The sequence below is a fragment of the Gallibacterium sp. ZY190522 genome (assembly GCF_054166015.1).
In genome coordinates this window covers 2,516,148-2,531,380 of the sequence record NZ_CM135118.1, presented here as the reverse complement: position 1 = coordinate 2,531,380, position 15,233 = coordinate 2,516,148, and the positions used below count along the sequence as shown (strand labels likewise).

Below are 15,233 nucleotides of genomic sequence, written 5' to 3'. Positions count from 1 at the left end.
TTTATTCTTTCTGTTTCAAGAACGCGTGATTATAAAATATTCCGTTGTTTTAGCCTAGTTTCTTTAACAAGAAAATTAGGTGTGATTTTTGCATTATGTTAAGATATGCACCCTATTTTTTAGATAGTTTTCGCTATTATTTTTATAATTTTTAACTAAAAAGGAAACGCAATGAAATCAGAATTAGATACTTCAACCCTTTCCTATCGAGATAAAATGGCGATTGAGGAATATGAACGTCTTAGTCCACGATTATTATATGAAATTATTCGACAGGATGGCATTGAAGAGCTAACTCGTCCAACAAAAGCACTTATCTTTTCCGGTATTACTGCCGGTTTAGTAGTAACATTCTCGTTTGTTTTTAAAGCAATTTTTACCGCCTATTTGCCTAACGAAAACTGGTCACCGTTGGTCACTAATATGGGATATACTGTCGGCTTTCTACTTGTGATTCTCGGACGAATGCAATTGTTTACGGAAAATACTATCACAACTGTTGTACCGCTGTTTAATCCATTGACTTGGCGTAAAGTCGCAGCAGTCGCACGTTTATGGTCTATTGTGCTTATTTCAAACTTAATAGGCACAGCATTAGCCGCACTATTTTTACAAAATCATCAAGCATTTAACCCTGAATTTGTCAATGCAATGCACGAAATTGCAATGCACGTTAAACAGATGACTGTTTCCGAAAATATTTTAAAAGGAATCCCTGCTGGGATACTGATTGCTTCTATCGTTTGGATGATGCCATCAGTCAACAGTGGAAAATTCATTATGATTTTCTTCTTTATTTATCTGATAGCTCTTGGTGATTTTGCACACGTTATTGTCGGTTCAGCGGAAATTGCCTATCTTGTTTTCCAAGGTGAAGCTTCACTTTATGACTACTTCATCACTTTCTTATTGCCAACCTGTTTCGGCAATATTCTGGGTGGAACAGTTGTCTTTACGATGATGATTTACGGTCAAGTTAATAAAGAAATAGAAATTCAGGCAAACAAATAAAGAAAAACGGTAGGCACTTAAACCTACCGTTTTTGCCATGCACTCTTGCTAAGCTACCAAAATACGATGTATTTCTTCCGCACTGAGGTGGTATTCGTGTGGACAACTACGCCAAACAGCCAACATTTTTTGATATTTTTCTGCCATACAGATTTGTGCATCACTATCATCTGCATAAAATTCAACATCCGCATAAAGTTTTTCACTTTCTCGTAAAAATTTCACATATTGACAATATTTTTTCTCTCTAATAGCACAATAACCAATAAACTTGATTTGGTTAGCACTAATCACGGATTTATCCGGTAATTTGTTATAGCAAATCTGCAATGCGTGATACATCTCTAAAGTATCTCGTACGGCATCACATTCCGCTTCACCCAAATAGGAGAAGCCTTTATCCAATTCTTGCAATTCTTTTGCAAAACCTGACTGTACAATTGTTTTCAACCGACGAAAATGCACTGCCTGTTCTGGATTTAATAATGCCATTAATTCATACTGGTTAGCCAAAATTAAACGTTGAATGGATGTCATTTCCATATTTTTATCCTTTTCTAAATCAAAAATTAAACTGCCAACTACTGTAAAGGATTCTTCGACTGTAGTTATTAATTTCAATCAATAAAATTAAAGATTAATCTATTTCATCTAAAATATTTTTATCCAGCTCACTTGTCTTCGTTTCTGACTTACCATCACTCACTTTAAATTTAAGGTTTTGGAAATAAGCCTCACGATAAGTAACATATGGATCTTGTGATCGTTGTAATAGAACATCTTGATCTAATACTCTAGAACGACTATCAATACCCTGAACTCCCCATTTCAAAAGCCCCCAAGGTCCAAGAAAAGACAACATTGGATAAGTCATATCAACTAAATGCCCTAAGTCCTGGCGTGGTGTCGCAGCACCATACCCTGGCACCATCACATAAGCACCAGTACCAACACCATAATGCCCCAACATATCACCAAATTCACGCTTTTCCTGCTTTTTTAATGGTTCACTTGCACTGGCAAGATCAATAAAGCCTCCTAAACCAAAAATCGTATTAATCCAAAAACGGTCAAAATGCACCATTGCTTGTTTAAAATTACCTTCCAATAAGCGATTAACAAAGCTCATAGGCTCATCTAAATTATCTGCAAAATTAATAATTCCAGTTTTCACTGGTTGTGGCACATAATCACGCCAACCTTTAGCCATAGGACGTACAATATAGGGATCAAGATAATTATAATTTACGTTCCACATTGTACGATTAATCCCCTGTAATGGGTCACTGCGTTCTCCATTATCTTGATGGCTTGAGCAACCACCAACCAGAATTATTACCATTGCAGTAAATAATGTTTTTTTCAATTGTCTTACCATAGTCATTCCCATTTTATTTTTCTCTAAACTTTATTTATTCTAATCAAATTTCAGGCTGAAAAAAATCGTTAAATCAAAAATACCGCTTGCCTTAAATGAATAAATATTCAAAAATATTGCATATTATTTCATAAAGTACACTACAACATTAACAATTAAACAAGATTGTTAGCGGTTGAAACATTGTATTTAATCGTTTGCTCAATTAAAATAATACGATTTTTTCGGTTTTAGCGAAAACTTTCAGGCACAATTTAGCCAAAAGCGTAAATCGCCATTTGATCTAAGTTGTGGTTAATGAGCATTCGTAAGTGTTCAACCTAACACATAAAATTATTTAGGAGTAATTGATGTCTGAACAAGCTATCCTCGTCCTCGCTGACGGTTCTGTTTTCCGAGGTAAAGCCATTGGCGCACTAGGACATACCATAGGTGAAGTGGTTTTTAATACTTCAATGACTGGTTATCAGGAGATCCTCACTGATCCTTCATACACAAAACAAATTGTTACCTTAACCTATCCACATATCGGCAATACTGGTGCCAACAGCGAAGATGTAGAATCCGATGCAGTTTACGCTGCTGGCTTAATTATTCGTGATCTGCCACTCTTACACAGTAACTTCCGCAGTGAAATGTCTTTGCATCAATATTTACTGCAAAATAATGTGGTCGCAATTGCAGATATTGATACTCGCCGCTTAACTCGTCTATTACGAGACAAAGGTGCAATGTCTGGTTGTATTATGGCAGGTGAAATTGATGAGCAAAAAGCATTAACTCTAGCACAAAGTTTCGGGTCAATGGCAGGTAAAGACCTCGCTAAAGAGGTAACTTGTAAAAATAGTTATGAATGGACTGAACGTGTTTGGCAGCTTGGTTTGGGCTATCCGCAACAACAACATTGCCGTTTTCACGTTGTCGCTTATGATTTCGGCGTTAAACGTAATATTCTCAGAATGTTGGCGGAACGTGGTTGTCATATTACGGTTGTTCCTGCAGATACCCAAGCTAGTGAAGTGCTAGCACTTAATCCGGATGGCATTTTCCTTTCCAACGGGCCGGGCGATCCTGAACCTTGTGAATATGCTATTACCGCTATCCGTCAATTATTAGAAAGTAAAAAACCTATTTTCGGTATCTGTTTAGGACATCAATTACTCGGTTTAGCTGTTGGCGGGAAAACAAAAAAAATGGTATTTGGTCATCACGGCGGAAACCATCCTGTTGAAGACTTAGATAACAAAAAAGTGTTGATTACCAGTCAAAATCACGGTTTTGAAGTGGATGCTGATAGTCTGCCAAATAATGTTCGCATCACACATCGTTCTCTGTTTGATGGTTCGGTTCAAGGAATTGAATTGACAACACAAGCAGCTTTTTCGTTCCAAGGTCATCCAGAAGCCAGCCCAGGTCCGCACGATGTTGCTTATCTCTTTGATAAATTTATTCACGAAATGGATATTGCAAGCCATACACAAACAGCAACTTCTTATGTGACACGTTAATCAGTAAAATGGGTGAAAAATAAATTATGCCAAAACGCACAGACATTAAAACAATATTAATTATCGGTGCCGGTCCAATCGTTATCGGGCAGGCGTGTGAATTTGACTATTCCGGTGCACAAGCCTGTAAAGCATTGCGTGAAGAAGGATATAAAGTCATCCTTGTTAACTCAAATCCAGCAACCATTATGACCGACCCGAATATGGCTGATGTTACCTACATTGAGCCAATTCGTTGGCAAACAGTGGAACAAATTATCGCCAAAGAACGACCAGATGCGATTTTACCCACAATGGGCGGTCAAACTGCATTGAACTGTGCATTAGATCTTTCCAAAAACGGTATCTTAAAAAAATATAATGTGGAATTAATCGGTGCGACTGAAGATGCAATTGATAAAGCTGAAGATCGCGGTCGTTTTAAAGAAGCAATGGCGAAAATCGGTTTACATACGCCAAAATCATTCATTTGCCACACCTTTGCTGAAGCGTGGCAAGCTCAGGAACAAGTCGGCTTTCCAACCTTAATTCGTCCGTCATTCACAATGGGCGGTTCTGGTGGTGGTATCGCTTATAATCGGGAAGAATTCCAAGCCATTTGCGAACGTGGTTTCGATGCCTCCCCGACTCACGAATTATTAATTGAGCAATCGGTGTTAGGCTGGAAAGAGTATGAAATGGAAGTAGTACGTGATAAAGCAGATAACTGTATTATTGTTTGCTCCATTGAAAATCTCGACCCAATGGGGGTACACACTGGAGACTCAATTACCGTTGCTCCGGCACAAACTCTCACTGATAAAGAATACCAAATTATGCGTAATGCAAGCCTTGCGGTGTTACGAGAAATTGGTGTAGATACTGGTGGTTCAAATGTACAATTTGCTATCAATCCTGAAAACGGCGAAATGATTGTGATCGAAATGAATCCTCGTGTTAGCCGCTCTTCTGCACTTGCTTCAAAAGCAACAGGATTCCCGATTGCCAAAGTAGCGGCTAAATTAGCGGTCGGTTACACATTAAACGAGTTACGCAATGACATCACTGGCGGATTAATTCCGTCATCATTTGAGCCTTCAATTGATTATGTTGTTACTAAAGTACCACGTTTCGCCTTTGAAAAATTCCCACAAGCGGATGACCGTTTAACCACGCAAATGAAATCTGTCGGTGAAGTGATGGCAATGGGGCGTACTTTCCAAGAAAGTTTACAAAAAGCATTGCGTGGTTTAGAAACAGGCATTTGCGGATTTAATTTACGTTCAGAAGATAATGAAAAATTACGTCACGAAATTTCTAATCCCGGACCTGAACGCCTACTCTATGTTGCCGACGCTTTTGGTTTAGGTTGGTCGTTGGATGAAGTTTATCGTTACACTAAAATTGATCCTTGGTTCTTACGCCAAATTCAAGATCTGGTACAAGAAGAGTTGGCATTGGAACAAAAAACGTTGGATCAGTTGGATTACGCTGAGTTGCGCCGTTTAAAACGAAAAGGTTTTTCCGACAAACGTATCGGACAATTAACCAAAACCAGTGAAAGTGAAGTGCGCGCACGTCGTAATCAATTTAATCTGCATCCGGTTTATAAACGTGTCGATACCTGTGCCGGAGAATTTAATTCAGATACTGCTTATCTCTACTCTTGTTATGAAGAGGAGTGTGAAGCCACCCCATCAGATCGTAAAAAAATTATGATTTTAGGTGGCGGTCCAAATCGTATCGGTCAAGGAATCGAATTCGATTATTGCTGTGTACACGCCGCTCTTGCCTTGCGAGAAAGTGGTTTTGAAACCATTATGGTTAACTGTAATCCGGAAACCGTTTCTACTGATTTCGATACTTCTGATCGTCTCTATTTTGAACCGCTAACACTTGAAGATGTTTTAGAGATTATTCACATTGAAAACCCATATGGCGTAATCGTGCATTATGGTGGTCAAACCCCACTAAAACTAGCCAATAAATTGCAACAAAACGGCGTCAATATTATTGGAACATCTGCCGACAGCATTGATGCAGCAGAGGATCGACAACGTTTCCAACAGATCTTAAATGATCTGAAATTAAAACAGCCATCTAACCGCACGGCAAAAAATGCAGAAGAAGCCGTAAAATTAGCTGACGAAGTCGGTTATCCTTTAGTGGTGCGTCCTTCTTATGTTTTAGGTGGCCGTGCAATGCAAATTGTTTACAACGTAGATGAACTTAATAAATATATGCGCGAAGCCGTACAGGTTTCTGATGATAGTCCGATTTTACTAGATCATTTCCTCGATAATGCAATCGAAGTCGATGTCGACTGTATTTGCGATGGGAAACAAGTTGTTATTGGCGGTATTATGCAGCACGTTGAACAGGCTGGTATCCATAGTGGCGACTCCGCTTGTTCTCTCCCTGCATATTCTTTGAGCCAACAAATTCAGGATGAGATCCGCCGTCAGACCACTGAAATGGCATTTGCTTTAAAAGTGGTCGGGTTGATGAACGTTCAATTTGCCGTTAAAGGCGACACTATTTATGTGCTTGAAGTTAATCCACGTGCCTCTCGTACAGTGCCTTTCGTTAGTAAAGCTACCGGCGTACCTTTAGCTAAAATCGCTGCACGCGTTATGGCAAGTATTTCCTTAGCAGAGCAAAATATTAAAAAAGAAGTGATTCCGGAAAAATTTGCAGTTAAAGAAGCAGTGTTCCCATTTATCAAATTCCCAGGAGTAGACACTATTTTAGGCCCTGAAATGCGTTCGACTGGCGAAGTAATGGGCGTAGGTGAAACTTTTGCTGAAGCCTTTATCAAAGCACAACTTGGTGCTGGTGAACATATCCCTCACGGAGGAAAAGTGTTCCTATCTGTTGCCGATCAGGATAAACAACGTTTATTGACTGTAGTCAAACAATTACAAGCACTTGGCTTCGGTTTATGCGCAACTTACGGCACTGCTAAATTCCTTGCGGAACAAGGCATTATTGTTCAACACGTTAATAAAGTTCGTGAGGGGCGTCCTCACATCGTTGATGCAATCAAGAATGGAGAAATAGCACTGGTTATCAACACAGTTGACGGCAAACCTGAATCTGTTGCAGATAGTCACTCTATTCGTCGTAGTGCCTTACAACATAAAGTGATGGTATTAACCACAATGAATGGTGCAACCGCTTTGGCAAACGGTTTAAACAAACTTGATCACCTAAATATCTACTCATTACAGAGCTAAAATCAATAACGCCTTACCTGACTTACTTTAAAGAGGTAAGGCGTTTTATTTTCAAAAAAAACGCAAACGTTTGCATTTTTTAATAGTAGATTGTTGCTGACTCAGGTAAAATTCTTTTCCTACATTTCCCTTTTATCCTAATTTAAGGTATTTCAATGTCTAATATGCTTGAACAGCGTTTTGAACTCTCCGCCCGCAAAAGTTCTTTACGCCAAGAAATTATTGCCGGGCTAACAACATTCTTAGCAATGGTTTATTCTGTTATTGTTGTGCCGGGAATGTTAAGCAACGCTGGTTTTTCCGCTGAATCCGTCTTTATTGCTACCTGTTTAGTAACAGGTTTAGGTTCTATCCTTATTGGCTTTTGGGCAAATGCACCGATGGCTATTGGCGTGGCAATCTCATTAACTGCCTTTACCGCTTTTAGCTTAGTACTTGGACAACAAGTAAGCATTCCGGTGGCATTGGGTGCTGTTTTTTTAATGGGGGTTATCTTTACATTGATTTCCGCCACCGGTATTCGTGCTTGGATTTTACGTAATCTGCCTGCTAGTATCGCTCACGGTGCCGGTATTGGAATCGGTTTATTCTTACTTTTGATTGCTGCGAACGGTGTAGGTTTAGTTGTCGCTAACAATGCTGGCTTACCAGTTAAATTAGGTGATTTCACCTCTTTCCCAGTAATGATGGCTTTGATCGGTCTTGCCGCCATTATCGGTTTAGAGCGTTTAAAAGTAAAAGGTGGTATTCTGTTAGTTATTATCGCCATCACGATTATCGGTTTAATTTTCGATCCTAATGTTAAATTTGCCGGTCAAGTTTTTAAATTACCATCTTTCGGTGAAACCTCACATTTTCTACAATTAGATATCGCCGGTGCATTACAACCAATGGTATTACCAGCTGTGTTCGCCTTAGTGATGACAGCTGTTTTTGATGCTACTGGAACTATTCGAGCAGTAGCAGGGCAAGCTAATTTATTGGATAAGGATGGGCAAATCATTAACGGAGGCAAAGCCTTAACCTCAGACTCCTTGAGTAGTTTATTCTCTGGTCTGTTCGGCACCGCACCTGCTGCCGTTTATATTGAATCAGCTGCCGGCACTGCTGCCGGAGGTAAAACTGGTATTACTGCAATTGTTGTCGGTTTATTATTCTTATTAATGTTATTCTTCCAACCACTGGCTGCTCTAGTACCCGGTTATGCCACGGCACCAGCATTGATGTATGTTGGTCTATTAATGTTGAGCAATGTTGCTAAATTGGATTTCAATGATTTTGTCGCTGCAATGAGTGGTTTAATCTGTGCGGTATTTATCGTCTTAACCGCCAATATCGTTACCGGCATTATGCTAGGATTTGCTTCTTTAGTCATCGGGAGAATTATCGCCGGTGAGTGGCGTAAACTCAACCTTGGTACAGTCATTATTGCTATCATTTTAGTGATATTCTATGCTGGTCATTGGGCTATCTAATCTTGCTATTAGGTTTTGTCATTTCGACAAAACCTAATTTTTCTGAAAAATACGTTTTCAATGTGCGTTAACTGTGATTTTATGTTATTTTTAATCCCGTTTTATCCTAAATTAGAAGGTTACTTTATTTATGGAAAAAGTGATTATCGATGAAAACCAGTTTATTCGTACGATCTCACGTATCTCCCATGAAATTATTGAAAAACACCAAACATTGGATGATTTAATCATTGTGGGTATTCGCCGTAGAGGAGCGGAAATTGCTGATCTTTTACGGCAGAAAATTGCACAGCTGACCGGCATAACCTTGCCTTATATGGAACTGGACATCACTTTTTATCGTGATGATTTACAATATGCGGAATCCAGTGAATCTCCGGTGTATCACGGCTCTTCGGAAGCAATCAATATTCAAAATAAAAAAGTTATCTTAGTGGATGATGTATTATTCACTGGTCGAACCATTCGTGCTGCACTGGATGCATTAATTGATTTCGGCAGAGCAGCAAAAATCGAACTGGTAATTTTTGTTGATAGAGGGCATCGTGAACTGCCTATTCGTGCCGATTATGTTGGTAAAAATATCCCTACTTCAAGACAGGAACAGATACAAGTGAAAACAATGAAATATGATGGCTGCTATCAAGTAGATTTATTAAGAAATGATTAAGATCTTTTTATCTAGTCATCTAATGTGAAACGGAACACAGTACAAAATATAGCAAATAGGACAATAGGTTATGAAAACAAAATGGATCAAATTTTTACTTTTAACAGGCTGTTTATCATTAGCATCAACAAGCTATGCCGTAGAAAAAGTTGTAGCGACCGTTGACGGTACGCCGATATTAAGTAGTCAAGTTAAACAGGCTTTGGGTAAACGTACCAATACTGAAGCCAATCGTGCCGCTGCCTTGAATGACATCATTGATGATATGTTGGTACAAAAAGCAATCAAAGGTGCTAACATCAATGTATCTCAACAACAAATTCAACAAATTATGCATCAAATTGCCAATGAGAATGGATTAACTTATGGTCAATTCCTTGACGTATTAGATTATCAAGGAATCGGTGAAGCAAAGTTCCGTCAACAGATTGCCCACCAAATTATTATGGGAGAAGTTCGTAATAAAGCAATAAACGAAAGTATCTCTGTTTCACGTGAACAAATAGAAAAATTGGGTATGCAGATGTACAATGAAGCAAAGCAAAAAGGTACATTGCAGACTGTAAAATCTCCACAATATCTTGTCAGCCATATCCTTATAAAGACAAATCCTCTATTAAATGATGCTCAAGCCAAAAAACAATTATCTGATTTGCGTAGTGATATTATCGCAGGTAAAACCACTTTTGCCGCTGCAGCAAAATCTTACTCCAAAGATTACCTTTCCGGAGCTAACGGAGGGAGTTTAGGTTGGAATTTCCCTGAAGTATATGATCCGGAATTTCAAGCAATGATAAAAAATAGTAAAAAAGGTGTGATCTCTCAGCCGTTTAAAACCCAATATGGTTGGCATATTCTAGAAGTTGTTGATAAACGTGAAGGGGATAAAACCAAAGAAGCCTATATGCAAAAGGCCTATCAGCAAGTAGTTAATCAACAAGCAATGGAAGCCTCTAAAGATTGGGTAAAAACTTTGAGAAAATCAGCTGATATTAAGATTTTACAAAAGTAATTGCTCATTATTCAACATTAAGCAATTTAGTTATAATAGCGACCGTACACTCTGTGTGCGGTTATTTTTTCTAGAAAAGATATTGCTAAAACAACAATATAAATACATTCTGTCACCTAAAGCAGAAAAATTTCAAGTACTAAGGAGATTTTAATGAATTCAAAAACACATTTAGGACATACCGCACGAAAACGATTCGGACAAAATTTTTTACACGATGATCAAATCATTCAGAGTATTGTTACGGCAATCAATCCTCAACAAGATGATTTTTTAGTAGAAATAGGGCCAGGACTCGGTGCATTAACTGAACCAGTTGCTGAACAAATTGAACATTTAACGGTGATAGAATTGGATCGAGATTTAGCAGAAAGATTACGCCATCATCCATTTTTACATCAAAAGTTGAATGTTATTGAACAAGATGTAATGCGTTTTAACTTTCAGCAGTTAGCACAACAGGCTGACAAACCATTACGAATTTTCGGCAATTTGCCTTATAACATTTCAACACCATTGATGTTTCATCTTTTCCAATATCACAATGTGATTCGGGATATGCACTTTATGTTACAAAAAGAGGTGGTAAACCGTTTATGTGCAGGCCCAAATAGTAAAGCATACGGTCGCTTAACCATTATGGCTCAATATTTCTGCCAAGTTATTCCTGTATTGGAAGTTCCGCCATCAGCTTTCAAACCTGCTCCCAAAGTAGATTCCGCCGTTGTACGCTTAGTTCCCCATAAAGTATTGCCTCATCCAGTAAAAGATCTTTACTGGTTAAACCGCGTTTGTACCCAAGCCTTTAATCAACGCCGTAAAACTTTAAGAAATTCATTGATGGATCTCTTTACAGCTGAACAACTTACAGAATTAGGTATTAAACTGACCGATCGTGCTGAAAACCTTACTATTGCAGATTATACTCGCTTAGCTAATTGGCTTGCTGATAATCCCCCACTTTCAACAAATAAGGATGAGGCATAATAATGGAATATATTACGTTACTCATTGGTATTGTCAGCATTCTTTGGGGAGCAGACCGCTTTACTGACGGCGCAATTGCCGTTGCTCGCCGTTTCCAAATTAATGAATTGATTATCGGTTTAACTATTGTTGCTTTTGGCACTTCACTACCAGAGTTCATTACTAGCTTCTGGGGAGCATTAAAAGGCAATTCCGGTGTATCTGTCGGTAACATTATCGGTAGCAATTTATTTAATACATTAGTCATTGTTGGCGCCAGTGCCCTAGCATCACCTATTATGATCAAAGCTGGTTCAGTAAAAAAAGAGATTCCTTTTGCTCTATTGGCTTCCTTGGCTTTTATTTTTCTCTGTTTTGATCGCCTATTGAATAATCAATCTATTGACTTTATTTCTCGTGGTGATGGCTTAATTTTATTACTGTTTTTTACTATTTTCTTAAGCTACACCTTTGCCAATGCAAGACAGGATACAACCGAAGAGAATGAAATAGATGAGATAACACCGCACTCTTCAATAAAAATAATATTCTATCTGTTCATCGGTTTAGCAGTGTTAATTATTGGTGGAGATCTCTTTGTTTCTGGAGCAATTCAGATCGCACAAAACTTTGGCGTTAGTGATGCTGTTATCGGTTTAACTATTGTTGCAGGTGGTACTTCACTTCCTGAATTGGCAACTTCTATTTTTGCTGCCAAAAAAGGCAGTTCAGATCTTGCGATTGGCAATGTTGTCGGTAGCAATATTTTCAATATTTTCTTTGTAATGGGCGCTTGTTCAAGCATATTTCCACTTGCTGTCGGAGATATATCTTATCTTGATTTTGCAATGTTGATTATTAGTATGTTATTACTCTGGCTATTTGCAGCAACAGGTAAAAAAATATCCAGAAGTGAAGGAGTAATTCTACTAGCAACATATTTTATCTACCTCGCTTACTTAATCATTACACTATAAAGGGAAAAATTTATGGCGACCTATATTGTTGGCGATCTACAAGGTTGTTTTGATGAGCTACAGCTTCTATTACAACAAGTCAATTTTAATCCAATACAGGATAAACTCTATCTTGTCGGTGATCTAGTTGCTCGTGGCGATAAATCTCTCGAATGTCTACGTTTTGTCAAATCATTAGACAAATCAGCACAAACCGTATTAGGAAATCACGATCTTCACTTGCTTTCTACCGCTTTCGGCATTAAAAAAATTAAAGCAAAAGATCACGTTGATGCTATTTTTTCAGCATCGGATTTTAAAGACTTGATTGATTGGCTGCGTCACCAGCCTTTGCTGATTGATCGTTCCGATCTTGGTTTCGTCATTACTCACGCCGGTATCTGTCCACAATGGAATTTGGCAACGGCGAAACAGTGTGCTGCGGAAGTTGAACAGGTGTTGCAACAGGGCGATTATCTACAATTATTACGTGAAATGTATCAAAACTCACCTGATCTCTGGTCTAAAGACTTAACCGGCATTGAACGTTTACGTTACAGCATTAATGTTTTTACGCGTATGCGTTACTGCTATCCGGATAATCGCTTAGAATTTGAGTGTAAATTACCGCCAAATGAATCACCAGCCCCATTAAAACCTTGGTTTGAATTAGAAAATCCACTATATCAGCAAATAGCAATCTTATTCGGTCACTGGGCAAGCCTTGTTGATTATCCAACGCCTAAAAATATTTATGCATTAGATACCGGTTGTGTTTGGGGCAATAGATTAACGATGTTACGCTGGGAAGATAAACAACTATTTACTCAACAGGCAATAAAAGCCTATTTTTAGCCATTAAAAAAGCCGCTATTATAAAAAATAGCGACTTTTTTCACCAAAATTATTTTACAGCATCTTTTAAAGCTTTACCGGAAACAAATGCAGGCACTTTAGTTGCTGGGATTTTGATTTCTTTACCGGTTTGTGGGTTACGTCCTGTACGTTCTTGACGTTGGTTAACCTTAAATGTACCGAAACCAATTAATTGTACTGCATCACCTGCTTTAAGGCTTTCAGTAATTGCTTCTAAGGCAGCTTCTAATGCTGCTTTAGAATCCTTTTTGCTTAACTTAGTTTTTTCTGCAATTACGTCAACTAATTCAGTTTTGTTCATAAATATTACCCTCTATATTTTACTGTGGTTTAGAAATTGAATAGATTCTCTTTCAATTTTTTGAAAAAGCCGAGATAGCCTCGTTGGTGAATATCCCTTGATCCACCCCAGCTCAAGCCTTGTCTTGAGTAAACAGATTAATCTAACTTTAATCATATTAAAAGAGATTTATTACTAAAATTAGAAAAAAGTCACATTAATTGCTTAATTCAACTCCGATATTACTCATTTTTGTGGCACGGATCTCATTTTTCAAACCGTTAATCACCTCAATATCACGTTTTTCCAGTTCATTGAGTGTACGATAAATCGCCCATTGAATATCTAACTCATCAATAATTAACTCATTATTTTTCAATTCATCATCACTAAAATGGCGATTCTCTTCCGTTTCCAATAATGACACAATGGTTTGCAAAGATAACAAACTAATTCTTATTGCTTGCTCTAAACTTTCTCCACCAATTAGCGCATGTAACAAATTAGATAATGCTTCACAAGCATCCACCGCCGGAACAATACCGAAAAAATCGTAGTCATTAATATTCGGGATAACTTGCTCAAACTTCTCCAACTGGTGTTCAAAATTAATATTTGCATTTTTAATAGTTAAATGTTCCCAAACAAGGTTCATAATATTATGGTAAACCTTTGCCTGCTGCGGTTGTTCGGTAATATTGCAAAACATCACAAAATTAGGATACATTCGTTCACACAAACAGGCCATAAAAACACACTGTTGCCAACTTTCCAAATTTGCCAAACGTTTTTGAATCGGGTTCCTCATATCTACCTCTTAGGCTGTCTTATACACTTTTGAAAAACGATGAATCGCATCAACAAACACTTTAGGACTTTCAACTGGCACATCTTGGTGAATGCCGTGTCCTAAATTAAAGACGTGTCCATAACCTTTACCATATCCAGCTAAAATGGCTTTAACTTCCTGTTCAATACGTTCTGCTGGCGCATATAAAACACTAGGATCCATATTTCCCTGCAACGCTACCTTATCACCAACACGCTCTTTTGCTTGCGCAATATCAATCGTCCAATCCAAACCTATTGCATCACATCCGGTATCTGCGATTGCTTCCAACCACAAACCACCACCTTTAGTAAATAAAGTAACCGGTACAATCCGCCCTTCAGATTCCCTAATCAAACCCTTAACAATTTTTTCCATATAACGCAATGAAAATTCACGATATTGTTGGTGAGCTAACACACCACCCCACGTATCAAAGACCATTACTGCCTGCGCGCCTGCTTTAATCTGTGCATTAAGATATAAAATCACACTATCTGCTAATTTATCCAATAAAGCGTGTAACAATGCTGGTTCGCTATAGAGCATTTTCTTAATCTTGGTAAACGCTTTGCTTGATCCGCCTTCTACCATATAAGTCGCTAATGTCCACGGACTACCTGAAAAACCAATTAATGGCACTTCACCATTCAATTCACGACGAATTGTTCTTACCGCATTCATCACATAGCCCAACTCCTGCTCCGGATCGGGAATCGGTAATTGATCTATATCCTCTTTACAATTAATTGGTTTTGCAAATTTAGGCCCTTCTCCTGCACCAAAACTCAAACCTAATCCCATTGCATCTGGAATGGTTAAAATATCAGAAAATAGAATTGCTGCATCGAGATCATATCTACGCAATGGTTGCAAGGTTACTTCACACGCCAACTCTGCATTACGACATAATGACATAAAATCACCGGCTTTCGCCCGCGTCGCCTTATATTCTGGCAAATAACGCCCTGCTTGACGCATCATCCAAACCGGTGTCATATCAACCGGTTGCCGTAATAAAGCGCGTAAATAACGATCATTTTTTAATTGGGTCATA

General features: G+C 38.3%; 14 protein-coding genes. 9 read left to right on the top strand and 5 right to left on the bottom strand.

The window, feature by feature from the left end:
* Window positions 1-171: 171 nt before the first annotated feature.
* Window positions 172-1,011, top strand: a complete 840-nt coding sequence (locus tag ACXPAV_RS12250) for a formate/nitrite transporter family protein (RefSeq protein ID WP_039170966.1) — start codon at window positions 172-174, stop codon at window positions 1,009-1,011.
* A 48-nt stretch (window positions 1,012-1,059) separates the two neighbouring features.
* Here ACXPAV_RS12250 and ACXPAV_RS12245 read toward each other — a convergent pair whose 3' ends face one another.
* Both ACXPAV_RS12245 and ACXPAV_RS12240 read right to left on the bottom strand, forming a co-directional pair.
* Window positions 1,060-1,554, bottom strand: a complete 495-nt coding sequence (locus tag ACXPAV_RS12245) for a YfbU family protein (RefSeq protein WP_039170963.1) — start codon at window positions 1,552-1,554, stop codon at window positions 1,060-1,062.
* A 94-nt stretch (window positions 1,555-1,648) separates the two neighbouring features.
* Entirely contained in the window at window positions 1,649-2,389 is a 741-nt protein-coding gene (locus ACXPAV_RS12240; protein WP_458003621.1) for an MlaA family lipoprotein, read from the bottom strand.
* Between the two features lie 350 nt (window positions 2,390-2,739).
* On the opposite strand from ACXPAV_RS12240, the gene carA reads away from it, so the two are divergent.
* The 8 genes from carA to apaH all read left to right on the top strand — a co-directional run bounded on the left by carA (window position 2,740) and on the right by apaH (window position 13,046).
* A complete protein-coding gene (carA, locus tag ACXPAV_RS12235) occupies window positions 2,740-3,897 on the top strand; it encodes a glutamine-hydrolyzing carbamoyl-phosphate synthase small subunit (RefSeq protein ID WP_458003620.1) in 1,158 nt (385 codons plus the stop codon).
* A gap of 26 nt (window positions 3,898-3,923) precedes the next feature.
* Window positions 3,924-7,112, top strand: coding sequence for a carbamoyl-phosphate synthase large subunit (gene carB / locus ACXPAV_RS12230; RefSeq protein ID WP_458003619.1), 3,189 nt, complete (start codon window positions 3,924-3,926; stop codon window positions 7,110-7,112).
* 155 nt (window positions 7,113-7,267) lie between these two features.
* The gene (locus ACXPAV_RS12225) at window positions 7,268-8,587 is read left to right on the top strand and encodes an NCS2 family permease (RefSeq protein ID WP_458003618.1); all 1,320 of its coding nucleotides are present in this window, start codon (window positions 7,268-7,270) and stop codon (window positions 8,585-8,587) included.
* Between the two features lie 130 nt (window positions 8,588-8,717).
* Window positions 8,718-9,257 carry a bifunctional pyr operon transcriptional regulator/uracil phosphoribosyltransferase PyrR gene (gene pyrR / locus ACXPAV_RS12220; protein WP_458003617.1) on the top strand — a complete coding sequence of 180 codons (540 nt, stop codon included), beginning with the start codon at window positions 8,718-8,720 and terminating at the stop codon, window positions 9,255-9,257.
* Between the two features lie 70 nt (window positions 9,258-9,327).
* A complete protein-coding gene (locus tag ACXPAV_RS12215) occupies window positions 9,328-10,269 on the top strand; it encodes a peptidylprolyl isomerase (RefSeq protein WP_065231631.1) in 942 nt (313 codons plus the stop codon).
* Window positions 10,270-10,422: 153 nt separating this feature from the next.
* A complete protein-coding gene (gene rsmA / locus ACXPAV_RS12210) occupies window positions 10,423-11,256 on the top strand; it encodes a 16S rRNA (adenine(1518)-N(6)/adenine(1519)-N(6))-dimethyltransferase RsmA (RefSeq protein ID WP_458003616.1) in 834 nt (277 codons plus the stop codon).
* A 2-nt stretch (window positions 11,257-11,258) separates the two neighbouring features.
* Window positions 11,259-12,212 carry a calcium/sodium antiporter gene (locus ACXPAV_RS12205; RefSeq protein ID WP_065233392.1) on the top strand — a complete coding sequence of 318 codons (954 nt, stop codon included), beginning with the start codon at window positions 11,259-11,261 and terminating at the stop codon, window positions 12,210-12,212.
* A gap of 12 nt (window positions 12,213-12,224) precedes the next feature.
* Complete coding sequence (gene apaH / locus ACXPAV_RS12200; protein ID WP_065233393.1) at window positions 12,225-13,046, top strand: bis(5'-nucleosyl)-tetraphosphatase (symmetrical) ApaH; 822 nt, start codon at window positions 12,225-12,227, stop codon at window positions 13,044-13,046.
* Between the two features lie 49 nt (window positions 13,047-13,095).
* Here the strand turns inward: apaH and hupA are convergent, their stop codons facing one another.
* The 3 genes from hupA to hemE form a co-directional block, all read right to left on the bottom strand.
* Window positions 13,096-13,368: a nucleoid-associated protein HU-alpha gene (gene hupA, locus ACXPAV_RS12195; protein WP_013745698.1), complete on the bottom strand. Its 273-nt coding sequence runs from the start codon at window positions 13,366-13,368 to the stop codon at window positions 13,096-13,098.
* A 196-nt stretch (window positions 13,369-13,564) separates the two neighbouring features.
* Window positions 13,565-14,155, bottom strand: coding sequence for a YjaG family protein (locus tag ACXPAV_RS12190; protein WP_039135120.1), 591 nt, complete (start codon window positions 14,153-14,155; stop codon window positions 13,565-13,567).
* A gap of 9 nt (window positions 14,156-14,164) precedes the next feature.
* The gene (gene hemE, locus ACXPAV_RS12185; RefSeq protein WP_039135117.1) at window positions 14,165-15,232 is read right to left on the bottom strand and encodes a uroporphyrinogen decarboxylase; all 1,068 of its coding nucleotides are present in this window, start codon (window positions 15,230-15,232) and stop codon (window positions 14,165-14,167) included.
* Between the last annotated feature and the right edge of the window lies 1 nt (window position 15,233).

Coding starts and splice junctions, on each gene's coding strand:
- ACXPAV_RS12250 (WP_039170966.1), top strand. CDS start 172: ATGAAATCAGAATTAGATACTTCAACCCTTTCCTATCGAGATAAAATG.
- ACXPAV_RS12245 (WP_039170963.1), bottom strand. CDS start 1,554: ATGGAAATGACATCCATTCAACGTTTAATTTTGGCTAACCAGTATGAA.
- ACXPAV_RS12240 (WP_458003621.1), bottom strand. CDS start 2,389: ATGGTAAGACAATTGAAAAAAACATTATTTACTGCAATGGTAATAATT.
- carA (WP_458003620.1), top strand. CDS start 2,740: ATGTCTGAACAAGCTATCCTCGTCCTCGCTGACGGTTCTGTTTTCCGA.
- carB (WP_458003619.1), top strand. CDS start 3,924: ATGCCAAAACGCACAGACATTAAAACAATATTAATTATCGGTGCCGGT.
- ACXPAV_RS12225 (WP_458003618.1), top strand. CDS start 7,268: ATGTCTAATATGCTTGAACAGCGTTTTGAACTCTCCGCCCGCAAAAGT.
- pyrR (WP_458003617.1), top strand. CDS start 8,718: ATGGAAAAAGTGATTATCGATGAAAACCAGTTTATTCGTACGATCTCA.
- ACXPAV_RS12215 (WP_065231631.1), top strand. CDS start 9,328: ATGAAAACAAAATGGATCAAATTTTTACTTTTAACAGGCTGTTTATCA.
- rsmA (WP_458003616.1), top strand. CDS start 10,423: ATGAATTCAAAAACACATTTAGGACATACCGCACGAAAACGATTCGGA.
- ACXPAV_RS12205 (WP_065233392.1), top strand. CDS start 11,259: ATGGAATATATTACGTTACTCATTGGTATTGTCAGCATTCTTTGGGGA.
- apaH (WP_065233393.1), top strand. CDS start 12,225: ATGGCGACCTATATTGTTGGCGATCTACAAGGTTGTTTTGATGAGCTA.
- hupA (WP_013745698.1), bottom strand. CDS start 13,368: ATGAACAAAACTGAATTAGTTGACGTAATTGCAGAAAAAACTAAGTTA.
- ACXPAV_RS12190 (WP_039135120.1), bottom strand. CDS start 14,155: ATGAGGAACCCGATTCAAAAACGTTTGGCAAATTTGGAAAGTTGGCAA.
- hemE (WP_039135117.1), bottom strand. CDS start 15,232: ATGACCCAATTAAAAAATGATCGTTATTTACGCGCTTTATTACGGCAA.